The 25,073-nt window shown below is 65.3% G+C and carries 20 protein-coding genes; 13 read left to right on the forward strand and 7 right to left on the reverse strand.

Annotated elements, in window-relative coordinates:
• Positions 1-149: 149 nt before the first annotated feature.
• From E1N52_RS09485 to kdsD, 6 genes are all read right to left on the reverse strand, one after another.
• Positions 150-1,667: an RNA polymerase factor sigma-54 gene (locus tag E1N52_RS09485; protein ID WP_133182217.1), complete on the reverse strand. Its 1,518-nt coding sequence runs from the start codon at positions 1,665-1,667 to the stop codon at positions 150-152.
• A gap of 280 nt (positions 1,668-1,947) precedes the next feature.
• The gene (lptB, locus tag E1N52_RS09490) at positions 1,948-2,739 is read right to left on the reverse strand and encodes an LPS export ABC transporter ATP-binding protein (RefSeq protein WP_133182219.1); all 792 of its coding nucleotides are present in this window, start codon (positions 2,737-2,739) and stop codon (positions 1,948-1,950) included.
• Positions 2,736-3,428 carry a lipopolysaccharide transport periplasmic protein LptA gene (gene lptA / locus E1N52_RS09495; protein ID WP_133182221.1) on the reverse strand — a complete coding sequence of 231 codons (693 nt, stop codon included), beginning with the start codon at positions 3,426-3,428 and terminating at the stop codon, positions 2,736-2,738. Before lptA ends, lptB begins: the two co-directional genes overlap by 4 nt.
• A 31-nt stretch (positions 3,429-3,459) precedes the next feature.
• On the reverse strand, positions 3,460-4,062 hold the full coding sequence (gene lptC, locus E1N52_RS09500) for an LPS export ABC transporter periplasmic protein LptC (RefSeq protein ID WP_133182223.1): 603 nt from the start codon (positions 4,060-4,062) through the stop codon (positions 3,460-3,462).
• A complete protein-coding gene (locus tag E1N52_RS09505) occupies positions 4,059-4,613 on the reverse strand; it encodes a KdsC family phosphatase (RefSeq protein ID WP_069264851.1) in 555 nt (184 codons plus the stop codon). Before E1N52_RS09505 ends, lptC begins: the two co-directional genes overlap by 4 nt.
• Positions 4,613-5,599 carry an arabinose 5-phosphate isomerase KdsD gene (gene kdsD, locus E1N52_RS09510; RefSeq protein ID WP_133182224.1) on the reverse strand — a complete coding sequence of 329 codons (987 nt, stop codon included), beginning with the start codon at positions 5,597-5,599 and terminating at the stop codon, positions 4,613-4,615. Before kdsD ends, E1N52_RS09505 begins: the two co-directional genes overlap by 1 nt.
• Positions 5,600-5,821: 222 nt before the next feature.
• Between kdsD and E1N52_RS09515 the strand changes: the two genes are divergently transcribed.
• The 13 genes from E1N52_RS09515 to E1N52_RS09575 all read left to right on the forward strand — a co-directional run bounded on the left by E1N52_RS09515 (position 5,822) and on the right by E1N52_RS09575 (position 23,946).
• Entirely contained in the window at positions 5,822-7,837 is a 2,016-nt protein-coding gene (locus E1N52_RS09515; RefSeq protein ID WP_133182226.1) for a monovalent cation:proton antiporter family protein, read from the forward strand.
• A 107-nt stretch (positions 7,838-7,944) separates the two neighbouring features.
• Positions 7,945-8,511, forward strand: coding sequence for an adenine phosphoribosyltransferase (locus E1N52_RS09520; protein WP_133182228.1), 567 nt, complete (start codon positions 7,945-7,947; stop codon positions 8,509-8,511).
• A 32-nt stretch (positions 8,512-8,543) separates the two neighbouring features.
• Positions 8,544-9,158: a LysE family translocator gene (locus E1N52_RS09525; RefSeq protein WP_133182230.1), complete on the forward strand. Its 615-nt coding sequence runs from the start codon at positions 8,544-8,546 to the stop codon at positions 9,156-9,158.
• 18 nt (positions 9,159-9,176) lie between these two features.
• Positions 9,177-10,046: an NUDIX hydrolase gene (locus tag E1N52_RS09530; protein WP_133182232.1), complete on the forward strand. Its 870-nt coding sequence runs from the start codon at positions 9,177-9,179 to the stop codon at positions 10,044-10,046.
• A 75-nt stretch (positions 10,047-10,121) separates the two neighbouring features.
• On the forward strand, positions 10,122-10,991 hold the full coding sequence (purU, locus tag E1N52_RS09535; protein ID WP_133182234.1) for a formyltetrahydrofolate deformylase: 870 nt from the start codon (positions 10,122-10,124) through the stop codon (positions 10,989-10,991).
• Positions 10,992-11,238: 247 nt separating this feature from the next.
• Positions 11,239-12,564 (forward strand): MFS transporter, encoded by a 1,326-nt coding sequence (locus E1N52_RS09540; protein ID WP_133182236.1) that lies wholly within the window; start codon positions 11,239-11,241, stop codon positions 12,562-12,564.
• 45 nt (positions 12,565-12,609) lie between these two features.
• On the forward strand, positions 12,610-14,004 hold the full coding sequence (locus tag E1N52_RS09545) for a NarK family nitrate/nitrite MFS transporter (protein ID WP_133182238.1): 1,395 nt from the start codon (positions 12,610-12,612) through the stop codon (positions 14,002-14,004).
• A gap of 200 nt (positions 14,005-14,204) precedes the next feature.
• A complete protein-coding gene (locus E1N52_RS09550; RefSeq protein WP_133182240.1) occupies positions 14,205-17,930 on the forward strand; it encodes a nitrate reductase subunit alpha in 3,726 nt (1,241 codons plus the stop codon).
• Positions 17,927-19,480 carry a nitrate reductase subunit beta gene (narH, locus tag E1N52_RS09555; RefSeq protein WP_133182242.1) on the forward strand — a complete coding sequence of 518 codons (1,554 nt, stop codon included), beginning with the start codon at positions 17,927-17,929 and terminating at the stop codon, positions 19,478-19,480. The genes E1N52_RS09550 and narH overlap by 4 nt, the downstream gene beginning before the upstream one ends.
• A complete protein-coding gene (narJ, locus tag E1N52_RS09560) occupies positions 19,470-20,198 on the forward strand; it encodes a nitrate reductase molybdenum cofactor assembly chaperone (protein WP_425468037.1) in 729 nt (242 codons plus the stop codon). The genes narH and narJ overlap by 11 nt, the downstream gene beginning before the upstream one ends.
• Positions 20,195-20,878 carry a respiratory nitrate reductase subunit gamma gene (gene narI / locus E1N52_RS09565; protein ID WP_133182246.1) on the forward strand — a complete coding sequence of 228 codons (684 nt, stop codon included), beginning with the start codon at positions 20,195-20,197 and terminating at the stop codon, positions 20,876-20,878. The genes narJ and narI overlap by 4 nt, the downstream gene beginning before the upstream one ends.
• Positions 20,879-21,150: 272 nt before the next feature.
• The gene (locus E1N52_RS09570) at positions 21,151-23,169 is read left to right on the forward strand and encodes a type IV pili methyl-accepting chemotaxis transducer N-terminal domain-containing protein (protein ID WP_133182248.1); all 2,019 of its coding nucleotides are present in this window, start codon (positions 21,151-21,153) and stop codon (positions 23,167-23,169) included.
• 72 nt (positions 23,170-23,241) lie between these two features.
• Positions 23,242-23,946 carry a response regulator gene (locus E1N52_RS09575; protein WP_133182250.1) on the forward strand — a complete coding sequence of 235 codons (705 nt, stop codon included), beginning with the start codon at positions 23,242-23,244 and terminating at the stop codon, positions 23,944-23,946.
• Positions 23,947-23,976: 30 nt separating this feature from the next.
• Here the strand turns inward: E1N52_RS09575 and E1N52_RS09580 are convergent, their stop codons facing one another.
• A complete protein-coding gene (locus E1N52_RS09580; RefSeq protein WP_133182252.1) occupies positions 23,977-25,062 on the reverse strand; it encodes an AI-2E family transporter in 1,086 nt (361 codons plus the stop codon).
• Positions 25,063-25,073 lie beyond the last annotated feature (11 nt).

Consider the following 25,073-nt stretch of genomic DNA (forward strand, 5'->3'; position numbering starts at 1 on the left):
CGTGACGCGTGAAGTGCGGCAATGCCGGTCGACTGTCTGCCTGTGCGCGGCTCCCCGAAAGGCCTGCGACGGCGGGCTAACTCGGCCGGCCATGTCCGCCAACGGGCGTAGCGGCCGGAAAACGCCTGCTCCGAAAAAGCCGGAACAGGCTAAAGAGACTTGCGCAGATTGACTGCCGGAATCTTCAGTGCCTCGCGATACTTCGCAACGGTACGTCGCGCGACCACGAAGCCCTGTTCTGCCAGCAGTTCGGCTATGCGGCTGTCTGAAAGAGGAGATTTGGTGTTCTCGGCTCCTATGAGTTGCTTGATGAGGGCGCGGATGGCGGTGGACGATGCAGCGCCTCCGGTGTCAGTCGATACATGCGATCCGAAGAAGTACTTAAATTCAAGTGTCCCGAATGGAGTCAGCATGTATTTACCGGTTGTCACACGCGAGACAGTTGATTCGTGTAGGCCCAGCGTATCAGCAATCTCCCTCAAAACCAAGGGGCGCATGGCGATTTCGCCGTGCACGAAAAAGTTCTTCTGACGCTCGACGATAGCCTGCGCAACACGCAGGATCGTCTCGAAGCGCTGCTGGATATTCTTGATGAGCCAGCGCGCTTCCTGCAGCTGTTGGCGCAGCGAACCGCTGCCCGGATCGCCACGGTTGTTGCGCAGGATATTCGCGTAGAGATGGTTGATACGCAGCTTTGGCACCACCTCGGGGTTCAGTTCCGCATGCCAGTTCTGGCCGGTCTTCTTCACGATGATGTCCGGCACCACGTAATCGGCTTCGGCCTTGCCATACGACGCACCCGGGAACGGTTCGAGCGAACGGATCAGCGCATGCGCCTCACGCAGCTCGTCGTCGCCAGTTTTCAGTTGCTTGCGCAACCGCGTGAAGTCGCGCGCGGCGAGCAGTTCGAGATAGTTCGACACGATCTCGAGCGCGAGCGTGCGCGTGGGCGACGAATTGACGCGCAGCAGTTGCAGCTTGAGGCACTCGGAGGCCGAGCGCGCGCCCACGCCCGCGGGGTCGAAGCTATGCAGCAGCGCTAGCGCCGCATTGAATTCGTCGGCGTCGACTTCGAGTTCTTCGGGAATGTCGGCAAGAATTTCCTCGCAGGTTGCGCTGAGGTAGCCGTCTTCGTCGAGCGATTCGATGAGGAAGGTGATGAGCGCGCGGTCGCGCTGGCTCGCGTTCGTTTCGCGCAGCTGCGCCATGAGATGGTCGCGCAGCGTGGTGGTCGATTCGTGGATCTGCAGCGGCGGCAGGTCGTCGTCGTCGGAGGCGTTGCCCGAGCGGCCGTAATCGTCCAGGTTCCACTGGCTCGCGTCGCCGTTCGCATCGCCGCCAAGTCCGTCGTATTCGTCAACGCCTCGCGGCTCGCTCTCGCTGTTCTCGCCGCTGCCGTTGGACGCTGACGTGGAACTGTTCGCGCCCTGCATTGGCTCTACGCCGGAGGGCGTGGGCGGCTGCGCGATGACCGAGCCGTCCGCGGCCACGCGCAGTGGGCTCGCGATCCAGTCGTCCTCGTTCTCGAGCAGCGGGTTCTGCGAGATCGCCGTCGCGACCTCCTGCTGCAGTTCGAGCGTCGACAGCTGCAGCAGCCGGATGGACTGTTGCAGTTGTGGCGTGAGCGCAAGATGCTGCGAGAGGCGGAGTTGGAGGCTGGCTTTCATGGCGGTGTGCGGACCATTGTAAAGAGTTTGCCACGCGGACGAAACCACGGAGCATTCGCAAAAACGAGCGTGCGCCACGCCGGTGCGCGCCCGGAATTTGGTGCGCAAACAGGGACGTTCCCCGGCCTGCCATGCACCGTTTTGGGGGCAAAGCCGATGCCGCGGGGTTACACGGGGAAATGCGAAAGATGCGACGGGAAAAACGCGAAAGCGGATCGCGAGCGCCCGGGTGGGCGCTGCGGGACTGCGGTGAGCGGGCGCGCGAGGCGCGCCCGGGGGCTTACATGCGGAAGTGCTCGCCGAGATAGACGCGGCGTACGTTCTCGTTCTCGATGATCTCGCCGGGTGCGCCGGCCGCGAGCACGCTGCCGTCGCTGATGATGTACGCGTGATCGCAGATGCCGAGCGTCTCGCGCACGTTGTGGTCGGTGATCAGCACGCCGATGTTGCGCTGCTTCAGGAACTTCACGATCTTCTGGATTTCCAGCACGGCGATCGGATCGACGCCCGCGAACGGCTCGTCGAGCAGGATGAAGCTCGGATCGGTTGCGAGCGCGCGCGCGATTTCAACGCGCCGGCGTTCGCCGCCCGAGAGCGACAGCGCCGGATTCTCGCGCAGATGCGCGATCTGAAGCTCGTCGAGCAGCGCTTCGGTGCGCTCGGTGATGACGTCTTTCGACAGACGTTTGCCGTTGCCGTCCACCTGCAGTTCGAGCACCGCGCGGATGTTCTCCTCGACGGTGAGCTTGCGGAACACCGAAGCTTCCTGCGGCAGATACGAAAGACCGAGCGCCGCGCGCTTGTGGATGGGCAGAAGGCTGATGGACTGCCCGTCGAGGTCGATCTCGCCGGCGTCGAGCGGGACGAGACCCACGATCATGTAGAACGAGGTGGTCTTGCCGGCGCCGTTGGGGCCGAGCAGCCCGACCACTTCGCCGCTCTTCACGTCGAGCGACACGTCCTTGACGACGGTGCGCGAGCCATAGCGCTTCTTCAGGTTGCGCACGACGAGCGTGCTCGTCTTGCCGGCCAGCTGGCGGCCGTAGCTTTGGGTGGCGGTGGCGGTATTCACTGTGGCGGCGCTTCCTGCAGCTTGGTGGACGGCGTGAGGGCGGCCGGGGCGCCGGCGGGCGGCTGTGCGCCGGTAGTGGTGTTGCGCGGCGAGAGCATCGCGCGAACGCGGCCGCTGGGGTTGCCGGGACCTGCGACGTCCTTGCCGGAGCGTGCCGTGTAGAAGTCGTTCTGGCCGTCGTACGTGACGACGCTGCCGTGGACCTGATCCACCACCGTCGAGAGACCCTGCAGACGGCGCACCGTGGCGCGCGTCGTGAGCGTGGTGAGGTCCTGCTTGCCGTCGTAGTCGATGCGCTCGGCCGTGCCGTCGACGTATTCGTCGAGGCCTTCGCGCTTCTGGCGGAAGTAGGCGAGCTTGTCGGCGGGCGTGCCCGGCGCGACGGTGCCGGTCGCGAACTGGTAGCCCTGCGGGTCCTGCGTGACGACGAGCTTGTCGGCCTTGATGAGGATCGTGCCCTTGGTGGCGACCACGTGGCCCGTGAAGACGGTCTGCTGCTTCAGATCGTCATACGTCATGTTGTCCGCTTCGATATTGAGCGGCTTGTCCTTGTCGGCGCGCTCGGCGTGGGCCGCGGGCGCGAGGCCGGCGAACAGCAGCGCGCTGGCGAGCGCCATCAGCGCCGCGAAGCGTGCGCGGCGGGCGTCAGGCGAACGGCCGTTCAGTGGACGGGGAAGCGAATCGTTCATGCAATCGTGCCTTGCGTGGACGGCCCGGCGTTCAGGACGAGCCGCCGGAGTCAGCCGGGGCGATGGCTCCACGGACGTTGCCGAAGAGCTGGATGACCCGGGAGACATTGTTGTAGTTCATGCCGCTGGTGGCCGTCATGACCGACTGGCCGCGTCGAAGTTTAACCGGCTTTTCGGTCAGGATCACATCGTCGTTCACAAGCACTTTGAAATGCTCGGAATCAGCCTGCATTTCGGGGTCGCCGGCGCCAGCCGCGCGCAGAATGCGCGCGTTGTCGTACAGATTGACGATCGAGGCGTCGGCGTTGACCGTGCCGCGCAGCCCAGTAGCCGTGACGATCGGCTTGCCGGGCTGGAACGCACGCACGGCCGGATTCGTGAGGTCGCTGTTCTCGTCGTCCTCGTAGTGAACCATGTGCGTGGCCGTGAGCCGGTACTGCGTGGCGCCCGACTGGTCGAGCTCGGACACCGAGAAGTTGTCGGCGAAATAATCGGGCGAATGCGTGAGCGGACGCGGCGCCGCCTCCTTCTCGCGCGGCTGGACGGCCTGCAGCAGCCACCACGTGAAACCGGCGAGCGCGGCGACGCACACGAGCGGCACGAGCGAAGTGAGGCGGAACTTCTGGTGGTTCATCGCGGCATCCCGGCGAGCGGCGCGCAGGCCGCGGCGAGCAGGGCGTCGTAGCGGTTCTGCGCGCGCAGGATCAGGTCGGTGACTTCGCGCACGGCGCCGTGGCCACCGACCTTGTCGGACACCCAGTGGGCGCGCGAGAGCACGTCCGGATGGGCGTTCGCGGGCGCGGCCGCAAAGCCGCACTGGAGCATCACGCCGAGGTCGGGCCAGTCATCGCCCATGTAGCCGCACGCTTCGGGTGCAATGCCCGTTTGCGAGAGCAGCTCGGCGAACGCGACGCGCTTGTCTTCCACGCCTTGCCACAGGTGCGTGATCTTCAGTTCCTTCGCGCGCACGGCGACGATCTCCGAACGGCGCCCGGTGATGATGGCCGTGTCGATGCCGGCTTCGCGCAGGAGCTTCGCCCCGTGGCCGTCGAGCGAGTTGAACGCCTTCATCGTGTCGCCTGCGCCGGTGAAGAGCAGGCCGCCGTCGGTGAGCACACCGTCGATGTCGAAAATCATGAGGCGCACACGCGCGGCGCGCGCGGTTGCGTCGAGTGGGCTAGCCATCAGATCACCTTCTTGGAGAACAGGTCGTGCATGTTGAGGGCGCCGATCAGCGTGCCCTCGGCATCGACGACCAGCATCTGATTGATGCGATGGCGCTCCATCAGTTCCACAGCTTCGACAGCAAGTTGGTCCGGGCCGATGGTGCGCGGGCCTTTCGTCATGACCTGAGCGATCGGCAGAGCGCGGAAATCGCCCACGCGCTCGAGCACGCGGCGCAGGTCGCCGTCGGTGAAGATGCCTTGCACGTGGTCGTCGGCGTTGACGACCGCCGTCATGCCCATGCGCTTGGCCGTGAGCTGGAAGAGGGCGTCGCGCACGGTGACGTCGTCGCGCACCTTCGGGATTTCGTCGCCCGTGCGCATCACGTCGCGCACGTAGGTGAGCAGGCGCCGGCCGAGCGCGCCGCCCGGATGCGAGCGCGCGAAGTCGTCGGCGCCGAAGCCGCGTGCGTCGAGCACCGCGACCGCGAGCGCGTCGGAGAGCGCGAGCGCCGCCGTCGTGCTGGCGGTGGGCGCGAGGTTCAGCGGGCAGGCTTCCTTCTCCACGCCGGCGTCCAGATGCACGTCGGAGAGCTGGCCGAGCGTCGATTGCGGGCGATTGCCCGTCATGCCGATGAGCTTCGCGCCAATGCGCTTGACGAGCGGCAGGATCGCCACGAGTTCTTCGGATTCGCCGGAGTTCGACAGGCCGATGAAGACGTCGTCGGCCGTGACCATGCCGAGGTCGCCGTGGCTCGCTTCCGCCGGATGCACGAAGAACGCGGGGGTACCCGTGGAGGCCAGCGTAGCCGCGAGCTTGCGGGCAATATGGCCCGATTTGCCGATGCCGGAAACGACCACGCGTCCGCGGCAGCTGAGGATGAGGTCGACCGCGCCGACGAAGTTGTCGTCGAGCCGGTCGCGAAGCCCGCGCACGGCGTCCGCTTCGATGTCGAGCACGTTGCGAGCGAGCTTCAGCGCCCGATCGCCATTGATTTTCGCTATCATCCGCGGAGTATAGCAAAGGCGTCTGCGCGCCGCGCCAGCGCCCCCAGCGCCCAAACCCCGTGCGCGCACCGCCGGGCTTGCCCAGCCGTTTCTCCGTAGCCCTTCCCATTTAGCCCGTTATTAATGTAAACAGGCCCTAGCCGCCTTTGCGTCGATCATTGACACGGCGCGGGGCAGAAATTGCATCGCCGGTACCGCTGACGAACGAGGACGCTTCACACGATGATCTCCCCGCTGGAAATGACGCTGTTCCTGCTGCTCGCCTCGGTGGTTGGCGTCGTGCTGTTTCGTTATCTGAATTTGCCGCCGATGCTCGGCTACCTCACGGTGGGCATTCTCGTGGGCCCGCGCGCGCTCGGCATCGTGCCGGACACGCATGGCGCGCAAAACCTGGCCGAGTTCGGCGTCGTGTTCCTGATGTTCTCCATCGGCCTCGAGTTCTCGCTCTCGAAGCTGCGTGCCATGCGCCACGCGGTGTTCGGCCTCGGGCTTTCGCAGGTGCTCGGCACGATTCTCGTGGCGCTCCTGCTCGGGCTCGTGCTGGAGCCGTGGGTGCACATCACCTGGCAGGCCTGCGTGGCGCTGGGCGGCGCGCTCGCCATGTCGTCCACGGCCATTGTCAGCAAGATGCTGTCCGAGCGGCTCGAGATCGAATCGGAGCATGGCCGCAATATTCTGGGCGTGCTGCTGTTCCAGGATCTGGCCGTGGTCCCGCTGCTCATCGTGATCGCGGCGTTCGGCGGTTCGTCGGCTTCGCTCGTCGAGTCGCTCGGCACCGCCGCCGTGAAGATCGTGCTCGCGCTCGGCATCCTGCTCATCGTCGGGCAGAAGTTCATGACGCGCTGGTTCAACGTGGTCGCGCGCCGCCGCTCGCAGGAGCTGTTCGTGCTCAACGTGCTGCTCGTCACGCTGGGCGCCGCGTTCATCACCGACAAGTTCGGCCTCTCGCTCGCGCTCGGCGCCTTCATCGCGGGCATGCTGATCGCCGAGACGCCGTACAAGCATCAGGTGGAAGAGGACATCAAGCCGTTTCGCGACGTGCTGCTTGGCCTCTTCTTCGTGACCACGGGCATGCTGCTCAATCCGCACGTGATCTGGCAGCACCCGATCATGGTGGCGGCATTCTTCCTCGGGCCGGTCGTGATGAAGGCCGTGCTCATCACGGCGCTCACGCGTATTTTCGGCGCCTCGCCGGGCGTGGCCATGCGCACGGGCCTCGGACTCGCGCAGGCCGGCGAGTTCGGCTTCGTGCTGCTGAACCTCATTCTCGACAAGCATCTGGTCGACGCCACGCTGCTCCAGGCGATCCTCGCGGCCATGCTGCTGTCGATGCTCGCCGCGCCGTTCCTGATCCAGAACGCCGACCGGATCGTGCTGCGCCTCTCCTCGACGGAATGGATGCAGCAGTCGCTGATGATGACGCGCATCGCCACGCAAAGCATCAAGCAAAGCGGCCATGTGATCGTGTGCGGCTACGGCCGTGCGGGGCAGAACCTCGCGCGCATGCTCGAATATGAGGGCCTTTCGTACGTCGCACTCGACCTCGACCCCGATCGCGTCGCGGCGGCGGCGGCAGCGGGCGAGTCGGTGGTATTCGGCGACGCCGCGCGGCGCGAGTCGCTCGTCGCGGCGGGCATCCACCGTGCGGCTGCGGTGGCGATCACCTATGCCAATACGCAATCGGCGTTTCGCGTGCTCCATCACATTCACGAGCTGGAGCCTACGTTGCCCGTGATCGTGCGCACGGTGGACGACGCCGATCTCGAACGCCTGCTCGCCGCGGGCGCAACCGAGGTGATTCCGGAGATTGTGGAAGGCAGCCTGATGCTCGCCTCGCACATGCTGGTGCTGATGGGCGTGCCGATGCGGCGCGTGGTGCGCCGCGTGGAAGAGTTGCGCGACGAGCGCTACAGCCTCCTGCGCGGCTACTTCCACGGCACCGACGATGTGGGCGAGGACGGTCACGAGCAGGTGCGGCTACAATCCGTACCGGTCGACGAACGCGCCGACGCCGTGGGCCGCACGCTCGCGGAACTGGGCCTGTCCGAACTCGGCGTCGAGGTAACGGCGATCCGCCGCCACGGCATTCGCGGCGTGGAACCGGACCCATCGACCAAGCTGCGCGAGGCCGACATCGTCGTGCTGCGCGGTTTGCCCGAGCAGCTCGCGCTGGCCGAGGAGCGGCTTTCGCGGCATCGCAAGCCGGGCGCGGCCGGCGCGGGCGCGGCGGCGGCCTGATGCGCCGTCGTTGTCACCGTCGCCGCCGCAATAGCGAGACCGCCCAAGGGTTCCGCCCCGTTTAAATAGCTCTACCGTTCCTTATCCAGCCACTACCCGGAGAAATCATGTCCAACGCACCTGCGAACCCGAGCGCTGAAGCCGCCCAGTTCGTGAAAAGCCTGATCCGCACGGTGCCCGACTGGCCTCAGCCGGGAGTGCAGTTCCGCGATATCACGCCGCTCATCGGCCATCCGAAGGGCCTGCGCGTGCTGATCGACCTGTTCGTCGAGCGCTATGTCGATGCGAAGCTCGACTACGTCGCCGGGCTCGATGCGCGCGGTTTCATCATCGGGCCGATCGTTGCGTATGAGCTGAACGTGGGCTTCATTCCGATTCGCAAGATCGGCAAGCTGCCGTACAAGACCGTTTCCGAGACCTACAAGCTCGAATACGGCGAAGCGACCGTCGAGATTCATGAGGACGCCTGCGGCAAGGGCGACCGCGTCGTGATCGTCGACGACCTGATCGCCACCGGCGGCACCATGATGGCCGGCAAGCTGCTGCTCGAACGCCTCGGCGCGAGCGTGGTGGAGGGCGCCGCAATCATCGACCTCCCGGATCTGGGCGGCTCGAAGCTGCTCACCGATGCAGGCCTGCCGCTCTTCACCGTGACCGCCTTCGGCGGCCACTGACACCCGAACGCACACCGCCACGAGTCGATCTCATGCCGAATTTCGCGCTCTTTCTCGCCACCTCCATCGCCATCACGTTCGCGCCCGGTCCAGACAATCTCCAGGTGCTCGCGCGCGGCATTTCGCAGGGCCGCGCCGCCGGCCTCGTGGCCGCGCTCGGTTTCGCCGCGGGCGTGACGTTCCACACCACGCTCGCGGCACTCGGCGTGGCCGCCGTGCTGCGCTCTTCGCCGCTCGCGTTCCAGATCCTCAAGCTCGCCGGCGCCGCGTATCTCGTGTGGATCGGCGTGAAGGCGCTGCGCAGCCAGGGTCTCGCCGCCGCCGGCGACAGGCCGCGCCAGCCGCTCTCCGCGATCTTTCGTCAGAGCGTGCTCGGCAACATCATGAACCCGAAGGTGACGCTGTTCTTCGTCGTGTTCCTGCCGCAGTTCGTCGACCCGCATGGCGCGCAGCACGTGACGCTGCAGATGCTCGAGCTCGGCCTCGTGTTCATGGCTCAGACGGTCGTGGTGTTCTCCGTCTTCGGGCTGTGCGCGGGCACGATCGGCGGCTGGCTGAAGCGCCGGCCGCGCGCGGGTGTGTGGCTCGACCGCCTCGCCGGCATCACCTTCATCGCCATCGGCATTCGCGTCGCCCTGCGCGACTGATCTACGGAGTCCTGATCGATGACCTTGCCTTGCATTATCGACGCGCGGCGTTTCGATGCCGGCGTGCATCTGCCGTTTCACATCGGTGACGAGCGCGTGGGCTGGATACGCGAGAACGATGTGGCGCTGCTCGCACGCTGGCCCGACGTATTCGAAATCGACGGCGATGCGGATAGCGCCCGTGTGACGCTCGCCGCGCACTTCGATAGTGTCGATGCACGCAGCGCGGCCCTCGCCTCAGTGATCGGCGCACTTGCGGCGGAAGGGCACATTCCGGGCTGGCGCAACGAAACCTACGCGATCCGCAATGCCTTCGACGCGCCGCCGCTCGCCTTTATCGAACGCGCGGCCTCGCGCTTCTTCGGTACGATGACGTACGCGGTGCATCTGAACGGCGTCGTAGAATACGCAGATTCAGTGTCGCCCGGCGCGCCGCAATTGTGGATTGCGCGGCGCAGCGACACCAAGGCCACCGACCCCGGCATGCTGGACAACGTCGTGGCGGGCGGCATCGGGTGGGGCTTCGGCATCGAGGCCACGCTCGTGAAGGAATGCTGGGAAGAGGCGGGCATCCCCGAGGAGCTGGCGCGCAAGGCGCGCGCGGGCCGCACGGTGCACGTGCTGCAGTCGCTGCCCGAAGGCACGCAGGCCGAGCAGATCTTCATCTACGATCTCGTGCTCCCGGCCGACTTCGTGCCGCACAACCAGGACGGCGAGGTGGGCGAGCATCGCCTCGCGCGCATCGACGAAGCCGCGCGCTGGATCGAGGAGGGCGCAATGACGGTGGACGCGAGCCTCGCGACGCTCGACTGCCTGCTGCGCCGCCAATGGATTGACGAAGACGCGTGCGAGGGCATTGCCGCGATCTTCGAACCGCCGACGCTGTGAAAGGGCGCCGGTTCTTTTAGCAAAGCCCCAAAGCCCTTTTAGAAACACCAAGTCTTGACGGGAGTTACCAAGGTCATGTCGACCGATCACAGCTTCATCCTCAAACTGTCGTGCGCCGACCGGCCTGGCATCGTGCACGCCGTGTCGGGCTTTCTGTTCGAGCGCGGCAGCAATATTCTCGACTCGGCCCAGTTCGGCGACAGCCACACGGGCGAGTTCTTCATGCGCGTGCACTTCCAGCAAGTGGGCGGCGACCCGGGCCTCGACGGCCTGCGCAGCGCGTTCGAGCCGCTCGCGCAGGAGTTCGGCATGCGCTGGGAAATGCATGACGCGAACGTGAAGCCGCGCGTCGTCATCATGGTCTCGAAGATCGGCCATTGCCTGAACGACCTGCTGTTCCGCTATCGCACCGGCCAGCTGCCTATCGAGATTCCGGCGATCATCTCGAATCACAAGGACTTCTATCAGCTCGCCGCGAGCTACAACATTCCGTTCCATCACTTCCCGCTGCTCGGCGGCACCGAGGCCGACAAGGCGGCGCAGGAAGCGCGCGTGCTCGAAGTGGTGAACCGCGAAGGCGCCGATCTCGTCGTGCTCGCGCGCTACATGCAGATCCTCTCGCCGCAGCTGTGCAAGGCGCTCGAAGGCCGCGCGATCAACATCCATCATTCGTTCCTGCCGAGCTTCAAGGGCGCGAAGCCGTACTACCAGGCGTTCGATCGCGGCGTGAAGCTGATTGGCGCAACGGCGCACTATGTGACGTCCGATCTCGACGAAGGCCCGATCATCGAGCAGGAAGTCGAGCGCGTGGATCACAACATGACGCCGGACCAGCTCACCGCCATTGGCCGCGACGTGGAGTGCGTGACGCTCGCGCGCGCGGTGAAGTGGCACGTGGAGCATCGCATCGTGCTCAACGGGCACAAAACGGTCGTGTTCCGTTGATCTTTTATTGATCGCGTGCGACACCATGCCGTAGCGTGTTTCATGACACGCTACGGCTTTTCGAACTAATCTTATTGCTCTCCGGCGCGTTCGCATGCATGCGATTTTTCTTCTGCGCCAACTCACTCCCGCGGTACTACTCCTTAAGTTCTAGTGGCGCATCGTCGCGCACTCCCTGCGGAGAATAGTCCGCACCTTTCGTCTTTCCTACTCTTGTCACGTCAACTAAACGACAAGAGGGAAATTCATGAAAGCGGCCTTATCCCCGCAAGCGGAACCCGTCGCCGATAGCCGTGCCTGGCGCGTGCTGGGTTCGAGCACCTTCGCGTTCACGATCTGCTTCGCCGTCTGGATGATGTTCGCGATCCTCGGCATTCCGCTCAAAAAGCAGCTCCACCTCACCGATACCGAATTCGGCCTGATTGCCGCGATGCCCGTGCTCACCGGCTCGCTCGCACGCGTGCCGCTCGGCATCTGGACCGACCGCTTCGGCGGGCGCATCGTCTTCTTCATCACCATGCTCGCGACCGTCGTGCCGATCTGGCTCGTCTCGTATGCGACGCAACTCTGGCAATTCCTCACGCTGGGCCTGTTCGTGGGGTTCGCCGGCGCATCGTTCTCGGTGGGCACGCCCTATGTCGCGCGCTGGTTCCCGAAGTCTCGCCAGGGGCTCGCCATGGGCATCTTCGGCGCGGGCAATTCGGGCGCCGCGCTTAACAAGTTCGTGGCACCGGTGCTGATCGTCGCGGCCGGTACGTGGACCATCGTGCCGAAGGTCTACGCCGTCGCCATGCTCGCGACTGCGCTGCTGTTCCTGTTGTTCTCCGCGAGCAACCCCGCGCACCGCGTGGGCGGCACGGCGAGCGTGGCGAGCCAGATGCGCGTGCTCGCCGACCCGCGTGTGCTGCGCTACGCGCAGTACTACTCGGTGGTGTTCGGCGGCTATGTCGGCCTGTCGCTGTGGATGCCGCAGTACTACGTGAATCAGTATGGCTTCGGCATCGAGCAGGCTGCGTTTCTCGCGGCGTGCTTCTCGCTGCCCGGCGGCGTGCTGCGTGCGGTAGGCGGCTGGCTCTCCGACCGCTACGGCGCCTATCGCACGACGTGGGCCGTGATGTGGGTCGCGCTCGCGTGCTTCTTCCTGCTGAGCTATCCGCCGACCGACTTCACGATCCACAGCGCGCATGGCCCGCTCGGCCTGCATATCAGCACGGGGCCGGTGTTCTACACGGTGCTGATGTTCGTCGTCGGTATCGCGATGGCGGTAGGCAAGGCCTCGGTCTTCAAGTTCATCGGCGACGAGTACACCGACAACATCGGCGCCGTCTCCGGCGTCGTGGGGCTGGCGGGCGGCCTCGCGGGCTTCGTGCTGCCGATCCTGTTCGGCCTGCTCGTCGACCTCACGGGCGTGCGCACGACCTGCTTCATGTTGATGTTCGGCGCCACCATCGTAAGCCTGCTTTTCATGCACTTCTCGTTCCGCCCCGAAGCGCTCGCCCACGGCAGCGCGAAGCTTGCACGCAAGGTTCGCACCGCGACGCCGGCGCCGAAGGAAACCACGTACTCCGAATGATCCAACTTGCGCCGCGCGTGCGGCGCCTACTGTACGAGCACAATCATGTCCAAATATCTCCTGACCCAATGGGAGCCCGAGAACTCGAAGTTCTGGCAGGCTTCCGGCGAGCAGATCGCCACCCGTAACCTGTGGATTTCGATTCCCGCGCTGATGCTGGCGTTCGTGGTGTGGTCGCTGTGGAGCGTCACGGTCGTCAATCTCGACAAGGGCGGCTTTCACTTCACGAAGAACGAACTCTTCTGGCTCACGGCGCTGCCCGCGCTTTCGGGCGCCACGTTGCGCATCTTCTATTCGTTTCTCGTGCCGATTTTCGGCGGCCGCCGCTTCACGGCGATCTCCACGGCGAGCCTCCTGATTCCGGCCTTCGGCATGGGCTTCGCACTGCGCGATCCGTCCACCTCGTATTCGACGCTGCTCGTGCTCGCGCTGCTGTGCGGTCTGGGCGGCGCGAACTTCAGCTCGTCGATGGCGAACATCAGCTTCTTCTTTCCGAAGGCGCGCAAGGGTTTTGCCACCGGCCTCAATGCGGGCATCGGCAACCTTGGTGTTTCGCTCGTGCAGTTCGTCACCCCGATCGTCATCTCGACGGCCGTGTTCGCGGGCCTGCTCGGCGACGGCCAGACCTACGTGAAGGACGGCGTCGAGCACAGCATCTGGCTGCAGAACGCGGGCTTCGTGTGGATTCCGCTCATCGTCGCCTCTTCGTTTGCCGCATGGTTCGGCATGAACGACATCGCCGATGCGAAGGCCTCGTTCAGCGAGCAGGCCGTGATCTTCCGCCGCGCGCACAACTGGATCATGTGCTTCCTCTATGTCGGCACGTTCGGCTCGTTCATCGGTTTCTCGGCCGGCCTCGCGCTTCTCACGAAGGCGGAGTTTCCCGCCATCAACCCCACTGCATGGGCCTTCCTCGGGCCGCTCGCCGGCGCGCTCACGCGCCCCGTCGGCGGCTGGATCTCGGACAAGCTCGGCGGCGCGCGCGTCACACTCTGGACTTTCCTCGCGATGATCGTCGCGGTGATGGGCGTGATCGCGTTCCTGCCGGGCGGCGCGCTGGGCGGCGCACAGGGCAGCTTCGCGGGCTTCCTCGCGATGTTCGTCGTGCTGTTCGCGCTCACCGGCATCGGCAACGGCTCGACCTTCCGCATGATCCCCGTGATCTTCCTCACGCAGCATCAACGCGCCGCGAAGGGCAAGGGCGATGAGGCGAAGCGCAGCGCACTTGCCGAAGCGGGCAAGGAATCGGCGGCGGTGCTCGGCTTCGCGGGTGCAATGGGCGCATACGGCGGCTTCTTCATTCCGAAGAGCTTCGGCACGTCGCTCGACATGACCGGCTCACCGGTCGGCGCGCTCGTGTGCTTCATCGGCTTCTATGTGGTGTGCGCGGTGGTCACGTGGTTGTTCTACGCGCGCCGCAACGCGTCCATGCCTTGCTGATCGGATTAGTCCTTTGGGAGTAGTGCGGCGCATGGGGACTCATCCCATTGCGCTGCGTGAACTCTCCCCTTGATGAATGGGCAGGCAAGCGCCTGCTCGCCATACTCGGAACGATACGAGCGCCAGGCGCCACGCAGGCAACGCAAGCGGGCGGCGACAGGCGCGATCGATCGATTCCAGCAGCAGTCCCGGAGAACCTGATGAGTTATTTTCTGGACCGGTTGAAGTTCATGTCGCGCGTGAAGTCGACGTTTTCGAAGGGCCACGGCGCGGTGGTGAACGAGGACCGCAAGTGGGAAGACGGCTATCGCAGCCGCTGGCAGCACGACAAGATCGTGCGCTCCACCCACGGCGTGAACTGCACGGGCTCGTGCTCGTGGAAGGTTTACGTGAAGAACGGCCTGATCACGTGGGAAACGCAGCAGACCGACTATCCGCGCACGCGCGCCGACTTGCCCAATCACGAACCGCGCGGCTGCCCGCGTGGCGCCTCGTATAGCTGGTACGTCTATTCGGCGCAGCGCGTGAAGTATCCGATGATCCGCGGGCGCCTGATCGAGATGTGGCGCGAGGCGCGCCAGACGCTCGACCCGGTCAAGGCATGGGCTTCGATCGTCGAGGACCCGAAGAAGGCGGCGCACTACAAGAGCGCGCGCGGCCAGGGCGGCTTCGTACGCGCCGGGTGGGACACGGCCACCGAAATGATCGCGGCGGCCAACGCCTACACCATCGGCAAGTACGGTCCCGATCGCGTGGTGGGCTTCTCGCCGATTCCGGCAATGTCGATGGTCTCGTACGCCGCGGGCGCGCGTTATCTGAGCCTCATCGGCGGGGCGTGCCTCTCGTTCTACGACTGGTATTGCGACTTGCCGCCTTCCTCGCCGCAGGTGTGGGGCGAGCAGACCGACGTGCCCGAATCGGCCGACTGGTACAACTCCACGTACCTCATGGTGTGGGGCTCGAACGTACCGCAAACGCGCACGCCCGACGCCCACTTCTATACCGAGGTCCGCTACAAGGGCACGAAGACGGTGGCCGTGTCGGCCGACTTCGGCGAGATGGTGAAGTTCGGCGATATCTGGCTCGCGCCGAAGCAGGGTACCGACGCGGCGCTCGCGCTCGCGATGGGCCACGTGGTGCTCAAGGAGTTTCACGCAACGGCGAAGTCCGCGTACTTCCGCGACTACGTGAAGCAGTACACCGACATGCCGATGCTCGTCACGCTCGCGAAGCGCGACGGCTCGCTCGTGCCGGACCAGTTCCTGCGCGCGTCGCAACTCGCCGCGAATCTCGACGAGGCGAACAACCCGCAGTGGAAGACGCTCGCCATCGATTCGACCACAGGCGACATCGTCGCGCCGAACGGCTCGATCGGTTTCCGCTGGGGCGAAGGCGAGCACGACGGCGGCAAGAAGGTGGGCCGCTGGAACCTCGAAATGAAGGACGGCGGCAGCGGCCGCGAAATCGATCCGCGCCTTTCGCTCGTCGATCAGCATGACGAAGTGGTCGAGGTGGGCTTCCCGTACTTCGGCGGCGAACATGGCGCGCTGCTCGCGCGCCGCGTGCCCGTGAAGCGCGTGGCGCTGGCGGACGGCACGAGCGTGCTGGTCGCCACCGTCTACGACCTGCAGATGGCCAACTACGGCGTCGACCAGGGGCTGGGCGGCCCGAACGTCGCATCCTCGTATGACGACGACGTGCCCTGCACGCCCGCATGGCAGGAGAAGCACACCACGGTGCCGCGCAAGCTCGTGATCCAGGTGGCGCGTGAGTTTGCCGACAACGCCGACCGCACGCGCGGCAAGAGCATGGTGATCGTGGGCGCGGCGCTCAATCACTGGTACCACAACGACATGATCTACCGCGGCATCATCAATCTCCTGATGATGTGCGGCTGTATCGGCCAGAGCGGCGGTGGCTGGGCGCACTATGTGGGCCAGGAAAAGCTGCGTCCGCAATTCGGCTGGGCGCCGCTCGCGTTCGCGCTCGACTGGTCGCGCCCGCCGCGCCAGATGAACGGCACGTCGTTCTTCTACAACCACACGAGCCAGTGGCGTCACGAGAAGGTGAGCCTGGACGAGATTCTTGGCCCGGGCGCGGACCGCGAACGCTACAAGAACCTCTCTATGCTCGACCTCAATGCGAAGTCCGAGCGCATGGGTTGGCTGCCTTCGGCGCCGCAACTGGGCGCCAATCCGCTCGACGTGGTGGACGCCGCGCAGCGCGCGGGCGTGCCGCCGGTGCAATACACCGTCGATCAGCTGAAGTCGGGCGCATTGAACTTCGCCTGCGACGACCCCGACAACCCCGCGAACTTCCCGCGCAACATGTTCGTGTGGCGCTCGAACATTCTCGGTAGTTCGGGCAAGGGACACGAGTACTTCCTCAAGTACCTGCTCGGCACGCAGAACGCGCTCTTCGGCGATGAAGCCGATGCGATCAAGCCCTCCGAAGTGAACGTGCGCGAAGCGGCCGAAGGCAAGCTCGACCTGCTTACCGTCCTCGACTTCCGCATGAGCACCACGTGCCTGTACGGCGACATCGTGCTGCCTACGGCCACGTTCTACGAGAAGGACGACCTCAACACGTCGGACATGCATCCGTTCATCCATCCGCTGTCCGAAGCGGTGCAGCCGCTGTGGGAGAGCAAGACCGACTGGGAGATCTACAAGGCTATCGCGAAGAAGTTTTCGGAGATCGGCGGCGCGCATTTGGGCAAGCGCACGGACCTCGTGTGCACACCGCTCATGCACGACACACCGGGCGAACTCGGTCAGGCGTTCGAGCCGAAGGACTGGCGCCTTGGCGAATGCGATCTGATCCCGGGCAAGACCGCGCCTTCGATGACGCTCGTGGAGCGCGACTATCGCGAGATCTACAACAAGTTCACCTCCGTTGGGCCGTTGCTCGAAAAGCTGGGCAACGGCGGCAAGGGCATCAACTGGAACACGGTGCACGAGGTGGGCGAGTTCGCACAGCTCACGGGCATCCAGCAGAACCGCGGCGCGGCCGAGGGACGCCCGCGTCTGGAAACGGCCATCGACGCGGCCGAGATGATTCTCACCTTCGCGCCGGAAACCAACGGCCATGTAGCGGTGAAGGCATGGGACGCGCTCTCGAAGATCACGGGTCGCGATCACACGCATCTGGCCGAAGGCCGCGAGCACGACAAGATCCGCTTTCGCGACGTGCAGGCACAGCCGCGCAAGATCATCTCCGCGCCTACGTGGTCGGGCCTCGAATCGGAAGAGGTGAGCTACAACGCGGGCTACACGAACGTGCACGAGCTGATTCCATGGCGCACGCTCACGGGCCGTCAGCAGTTCTATCAGGATCACCGCTGGATGCTCGACTTCGGTGAGGGCCTGTGCAACTACAAGCCCGCCATCGACACGAAGACGACCTCGCCGATGCTCGGCGCGAAACCCAACGGCGAGCAAGAGCTCGTGCTGAACTGGATCACGCCGCACCAGAAGTGGGGTATCCACTCCACGTACACGGACAACCTGCGCATGCTCACGCTTTCGCGTGGCGGCCCGCACGTCTGGGTGTCGGAAGCCGAGGCGAAGGAAGCGGGGCTCGTCGATAACGACTGGGTCGAAGTGTTCAACGTGAACGGCACGCTCACCGCGCGCGTCGTGGTGAGCCAGCGCGTACCGCGCGGCATGTGCCTCATGTATCACGCGCAGGAAAAGATCATCAACGTTCCCGGCGCGGAAACGAGCGGCATGCGCGGCGGCATTCACAACTCGGTCACGCGCACGGTGCTCAAGCCCACGCACATGATCGGCGGCTACGCGCAACTGGCATATGGCTTCAACTACTACGGCACCGTCGGCAGCAATCGCGACGAGTACGTGATCGTGCGCAAGATGAAGAAGGTCGAGTGGCTGGAAGGCCCGATGAAGGAAGGAGCAGCATCATGAAAATCCGCGCCCAGGTGGCGATGGTCCTGAACCTCGACAAGTGCATCGGCTGCCATACGTGTTCCGTCACGTGCAAGAACGTGTGGACGTCGCGCGATGGCGTCGAGTACGCGTGGTTCAACAATGTCGAGACGAAGCCCGGCATCGGCTATCCGAAGGAATGGGAGAACCAGGAGAAGTGGAACGGCGGCTGGGTCCGCAACCCGAACGGCAAGCTCGAGCCGCGCCAGGGGCCGAAGCTCAAGGTGCTGGCCAACCTATTTGCCAACCCGAACCTGCCTGGTATCGACGACTACTACGAGCCGTTCACGTACGACTACGAGCATTTGCAGAAGGCGCGCCTCTCGCAGACGCCGCCAACCGCGCGCCCCGTGTCGGTCATCACCGGCAAGAAGATGGACAAGATCCATTGGGGTCCCAACTGGGAAGACGACCTGGGCGGCGAGTTCGCCTCGCGCAGTCGCGACAAGCTGTTCGAGAACGTGCAGAAGGAGATGTATTCGACCTTCGAGAATACCTTCATGATGTATCTGCCGCGCCTGTGCGAGCACTGCCTGAATCCGGCGTGCGTGGCGTCGTGCCCCTCGGGCTCGGTGTACAAGCGCGAAGACGACGGCATCGTGCTCGTCGACCAGGACAAGTGCCGAGGCTGGCGCATGTGCATCTCGGGTTGCCCGTACAAGAAGATGTACTTCAACTGGAAGAGCGGCAAGGCCGAGAAGTGCATCTTCTGCTATCCGCGTATCGAGGCGGGGCAGCCTACCGTCTGCTCGGAAACGTGCGTGGGCCGTATCCGCTATCTGGGCGTGATGCTGTACGACGCGGACCGCATCAGCGAGGCGGCATCGGTCGAATCGACGCAGGATCTGTATCAGTCGCAGCTCGACGTGTTCCTCGATCCGCACGATCCCGCCATCCAGGCCGAGGCGCGCCGCCAGGGTGTGCCGCAGAGCTGGCTCGACGCCGCCGTGCGTTCGCCCGTGTATCGCATGGCGGTCGAGTGGAAGATCGCGTTCCCGCTGCACCCCGAGTACCGCACGCTGCCGATGGTCTGGTACGTGCCGCCGCTTTCGCCGATCCAGTCGGCCGCCGACGCGGGCCATATCGGCATGGATGGCGTGATTCCCGACGTGGCGAGCCTGCGCATTCCTATGCGCTATCTCGCCAACCTGCTCACCGCCGGCGACGAAAAGCCCGTGATTTCGGCGCTCAGCCGCATGCTGGCGATGCGCGCTTACAAGCGCACCCAGGCTGTGGACGGCGTGAACGACAACGCGGTTCTCGCGAGCGCGGGCCTCACGCCCGAACAGGTCGAGGACATGTACCGCACCATGGCGATCGCGAACTACGAGGACCGCTTCGTCGTGCCGTCGTCGCACAAGGAAATGGTCGAGGACTCGTTCAACGAGAAGGGCAGTTGCGGCTTCTCGTTCGGCAACGGGTGTTCGGGCGGCGTCTCCGAGGGCTCGCTGTTCGGCTCGAAGGTCGAAGGCAGCGTGGTGTATGTCGATATGCCGAAGTCGCGTCGCAAGACGCCTTCTGAAGCTTGAGCGGGAGGACACCATCATGTCGATTTATCCGGTTCTCTCGGCGCTGCTCGATTATCCCGAGCAGCCCTTGCTCGACGCGCTCGACGAGATCGAAGCCGTGCTCGGAGCCCTGCCGAACGGCGCATTCGCCGTGCGCGAACTGGCACCGCTCATCGCGGCGCTGCGCGAGCAGTCGCTCGTCGAGTCGCAGGAAACGTACGTGGCCACGTTCGACCGCAATCGCCGCCACTCGCTGCATCTGTTCGAGCACGTGCACGGCGAGAGCCGCGCGCGCGGCCAGGCGATGGTCGATCTGCTCGACGAATACCGCAGCCATGGCCTCGACGTCGCGACGAGCGAGTTGCCCGACTACGTGCCGCTCTTTCTCGAAGTGCTCGGCCTGATTAGTGAGGATGAGGCGCGCGCGCTGCTTGGCGAGGCGATTCACGTGCTCGCAGCGCTTGGCAATCAGCTCGAGACGAGTGAAAGCCCCTACGCGGGCATCTTCACGGTGCTGTGCGAGCTGACCGACGTCGAGCCGCTGCCGCTCGTGGGCGCGCCCGTGCGCGACATGGACGAGGCGCTCGAACGCTTCGGCACCGGCGCCGACGGTGTGGAGCCGCTCGTGCACGCTTTCGGCGAGAGCAACTCACCGCAGGTCGTTCAATTCCACCCGCGAGCGCAGTTTGCCGCGGCCACCGCGACCACTTCGTCTGCGTGCGCAAAGGAATCGCCATGAACACGTTCAATCAGTTTTTGTTCGGCATCTACCCGTATATTGCCGCCGCCATCTTCCTGTTCGGCAGCCTCGCGCGCTTCGAGCGCGAACAGTACACGTGGAAGGCGGACAGCTCGCAGTTGCTTTATCGCGGGCATTTGCGGCTTGGCAATATCCTCTTTCACGTCGGCGTGCTCGGGCTTTTCTTCGGGCATCTGTTCGGTCTGCTCACGCCCGTCGCCGTGTGGGACTGGCTCGGCGTGCCGCACGCGGTCAAGCAGCTCGTGGCGATGGTCGCGGGCGGCGTGATGGGCTCGATGTGTCTGGTGGGCCTCGCGATCCTGCTGCACAGACGGCTTTCGAACGCACGCGTTTCGGCCGTGACGCGCGTGGGCGACAAGGTGCTGCTGTTGTGGCTGCTCGTCACGCTGCTGCTCGGGCTGAGCACCATCGGCGAATCGGCGAGCCACATGGACGGCGCGATGATGGTGCGGCTCATGACCTGGGCGCAGCACATCGTCACGTTCCGCGGCGACGCCGCGAGCCACGTGGCAGACGCGCCGCTCATCTTCCGCATGCACCTCTTCATGGGCATGACGCTGTTCGTGATCTTCCCGTTCACCCGGCTCGTGCACGTGTGGAGCGGGTTCGCTTCGATCACCTATCTCTCGCGCGCCTGGCAGCTCGTGCGCAGCCGCTAGCGGCCAACGTTTGCCTCTGGACGGCCGTGGGGATGGTCGTTCATTGCGGGGAGCGAGGCACACTCGCATTCCCCGCTTTTTTTCGCGATGCGCACGAGCAAGGGGCGGCGCAACGTGGTTCGCCGGGACTCTCCTGTGAGGCAGTCGGACTGTCGCATAGTGTCGCAGTTGGCCGCGCAGACCGCGACATAGCGCGCGATCGGCCGCGCTCCGTCAGATAATGTTGGGTATAGGCGCCGCCGTTTCGGCGCAGCCGATTTCCGGTCCCGGCCATGACTCCGTCTTCCGATTTCGCAACCGCATCTGCCGTATCTTCCGACGCGCAGGAAGCGCCGTTCCCGAAGCGGCTCTCCACGCGCATCGTTGTGCTTTCCACGGTCGCGCTCGCGCTCGTGCTCGCGATGATCAGCGGCACGCTCTGGCTTTCCTGGCAGCTCGAAGGCGGCGGCGCTGCGATCAACGACGCGGGCAGCCTGCGCATGCGCGCGAACGCGGTGGCGATTGCACTGTGGGAAGCCCGCACCGGGCAGCCCTCGCAAGTTGACGCCCAGATGCGGCAGCTCGACGACACGCTGCGCGAATTGCGCGACGGCGATCCGGCGCGGCCGCTCTTTCTTCCCTCCGATGCCGGCATCCACGCGCAGTTCGAACGCGTCGCGACCGCCTGGAACCAGACGCTCAAACCCGCGGCGCTGAACGACCTCGCTGTCAGCGGGGGCGAGCCCTTGAAGTACATCGGCCTGCTGCCGGGCTTCGTCGACGAGGCGAACCAGCTCGTCAGCCTGATCGAGCGCGAGAATGCGCGCAAGACCGCGTGGCTGCGCATTTCGCAGGTCGCGCTCGCGGCGCTGTCGTGCGTGGGCACGATGGCGATCGTCTATCTGCTCTACCAGTGGTTCGTGGCGCCCGTGCAGCGTTTGCAGGACGGGCTCGCGCGCATCGAGGCGCGGGAGTTCGACACGCGGCTGCCGGTCGAAACGTACGACGAATTCGGGCATCTCACGCAAGGCTTCAACCGCATGGTCGCGGAGCTGCAGGCGCTATACCAGGACCTGGCCGAGCGCGTGGACGCCAAGACCGCGCAACTGGCGGCGCAAAACCGCGAACTCGCCACGCTCTACGAGATGGCGGCGTTTCTCAACACGCCGGGCCCCGCGGAAAGCCTGTGCCACGATTTCCTCACGCGCGTGATGCGCGAATTCGACGCCGACGGCGGCACGGTGCGCGTCGTTTCGCCTGACGACGGCAATCTGCATCTGCTCGTCTCGGAAGGCATGCCCGAATCGATCACGCGCGCGGAGCAGTGCATGCCGGCGGCGGACTGTGCGTGCGGGGGCGCCACGGCCGAGGCGCCGGTCATATTCGGCCTGATGGCGCCGCCAGGCATGCGCGCGGCCGGCGGCGAGATTGGCGAAAGCGTCGAAAGCATCGAAAGCGGCCATGGCGGCGCTTTTACGCAGCGCTGCCTGAAGGCGGGCTTCGTGAGCGTCGCGGTGTCGGCCATCGTCGCGCAGAACGAGACGCTCGGCACGTTCTCGCTGCACTTCCGGCGCGAGCGGGAGATTCCGCCGTCGGGCGTCCAGTTGCTGCAGACGCTCGGCCGCCATCTCGGCGTCGCGCTCATGAACCGGCGGCTCGTGGCGCTCGGGCGCCAGCTCGCCGTGTCGGAAGAGCGCAATCTCGTCGCTCAGGGGCTGCACGACAGCATCGCGCAAGGCCTGAGCTTCCTGAAGATGCAAGTACACCTGCTCGATGGGGCGGCGCAGCAGGGCGACCTCGACGAGATTCGCGAGATCGTGCCGCTGCTCGCGGGCGGCGTGGAGGAAAGCTACGACGACGTGCGCGAACTGCTGCTGAATTTCCGCACGAAGCTCGGCCCGGGCAAGCTGCGGCTCGCCGTGGAGGACACCGTGGCGCGCTTTCGCCGCCAGTCGGACGCCGAGCTGACGCTCGATTATCGGGACGAAGACGGTCCGCCGCTGCCGCCCGACCAGCAGCTGCAGGTACTCTTCGTGTTGCAGGAGGCGCTCTCGAATGCGCGCAAGCATGCGGAAGCGCTGCACGTGCAGGTGAGCGTCGTGAACGCGCGCGACTTCCGCCTCACGGTCGAAGACGACGGCGTGGGCTACGATCCCGCCGATATCGCCTCGCGCGGCGAATCGCACGTGGGGTTTCACATCATGCATGAGCGCGCGAGACGTCTTGCCGCCGTGCTCACGCTGCAGAGCGCGCCGGGCCGCGGCGCGCGCGTCGAACTGGTGCTGCCCGCCGCGAGCCGCATGGCGGCGTAAATGGAGCCAATGAACCCGGCCGATGGCGTTACGATCAAAATCAGAAGACATCGCGACAAAACAACGATCCCCATGACCATACGCATCCTGCTCATCGACGACCACACGCTCTTTCGCTCGGGCGTGAGTGCGCTTCTGCAGCGCCAGCCCGACCTGGAAGTGGTCGGCGAGGCGTCGGACGGCGTGGAAGGCGTCAAGCGCGCGAAGCAGCACCTGCCCGACGTCATCCTGCTCGACCTGAACATGCCGGGCCTCTCGGGGCTCGAAACGCTGCAACTGCTGGTGGAGGACCTGCCGGACACGGCGGTCGTGATGCTCACTGTCTCCGAGGAAGCCGACGAACTTACCGCCGCGATGCGCGAGGGCGCGCGCGGCTTCCTGCTCAAGAGCATCGACGCCGACGCGCTGGTGGCGGCGATCCGCAAGGCCGCTAGCGGCCAGCCGGTCATTACCGAGCACATGACGGCGAAGCTCGTGGAGCAGATGCGCAAGCCTGCGCATTCGGCTGGCGCGACCGCCACAACTGGCGCCACAGGTGCTGCGCGCGCGAGTGCGGAGACGCTCACGGCGCGCGAGCGCGACATCGTGCGCGAGCTGGCGCGCGGCGCGAGCAACAAGGAGATTGCGCGTACGCTCGACCTGGCGGAGAGCACGGTGAAGATTCACGTGCGCAATATTTTGCGCAAGCTCAATCTCACGAGCCGCGTGCAGGTGGCGATCTACGCGATGGGCCACGACGGCATGGCCGACGTGCCCGGCGAGCCGCGCGGGCGCTGAGGGCCGCGCACGGGCTCGGAAGACAGCGGCTCAGACGAGCCGCAGATAGATCAGTTCGCGCTTGATATACGCGTAGAAAATCGGCGCGGCAATCACGCCTTGAATGCCGAATGCGGCCTCCATCACGAGCATGGCGACGAGCAGCTCCCACGTGCGCGCCTCGATCTGGCCGCCCACGATGCGCGCGTTCAGGAAGTATTCGAGCTTGTGGATCAGGATGAGGAACACGAGCGCCGTGACCGCCGCGGGCAGGCTCACGGTGAGCGCGATGGCGACGATCAGCGTGTTCGAGATCAGGTTGCCGATCACGGGCAACAGGCCTACGACGAAGGTCACCACGACCAGCATCTTCGCGAGCGGCAGCGGCGCGTGAAACACGGGCAGCGCGAGCAGGAGGAAGAGGCCGGTGAACACCGTGTTGATGGCCGAAATCTTCACCTGCGCGAACACGATGCGGCGGAACGCGTCGGCGAAACGGGACACGCGCGTAACGAACGCCGTGGAGAGCGGCAGCCGCGTGGCGTTCTTCTGCGCGCCGATGGCGATGATCGCGCCGATGATCATGCCGATCACGATATGCCCGAAGATGCGCGCGGCGTTCTTGCCGCCCTGGCCGAGCTGCGTGGCGTGCTCGTGCATGAGCGCGAGCGCCTTGAGCTTCATCTGGGCGACGTCCACGGGCAGATAGGCGGCGATGGACTCGGGAATGCGCCCGCGCGCCTGGTCGACGAACGTCATCATCTGCGCCATGACTTTCTGCACGCTCGGCACATCGCTTTCGAACTGCTCGATCACGCCGACGGTGAGCCCCGTGAGCACGCCCACTATCACGATAGAAACCAGCACCACGGAGAGCCAGCGGGCGCGGCTGCTCGACATGCGCCGCTCGATGAGCGGCGAAATGGTATGAACGAGCTGGAAGACGAGCATACCCGCGAGCAGCGCGCCGAGCAGGTTCAGGTGCAGCACCGCCAGCATGCCGGCGAGCGCGGCCACATAGCTGCCGATTTCCACTGCCGAAAGCTTCGGCAGGCTCATGTCGCTCGTGAGCCTGACCGGGCGTGGCCGCAGGTCGCGCACCTGTTTATCTTCGGTCGCTTCGTTGCGCTTGACCATGTTGGGTATTT

This window comes from Paraburkholderia guartelaensis, assembly GCF_004353905.1.
GTDB classification, from domain to species: Bacteria; Pseudomonadota; Gammaproteobacteria; order Burkholderiales; family Burkholderiaceae; genus Paraburkholderia; species Paraburkholderia guartelaensis.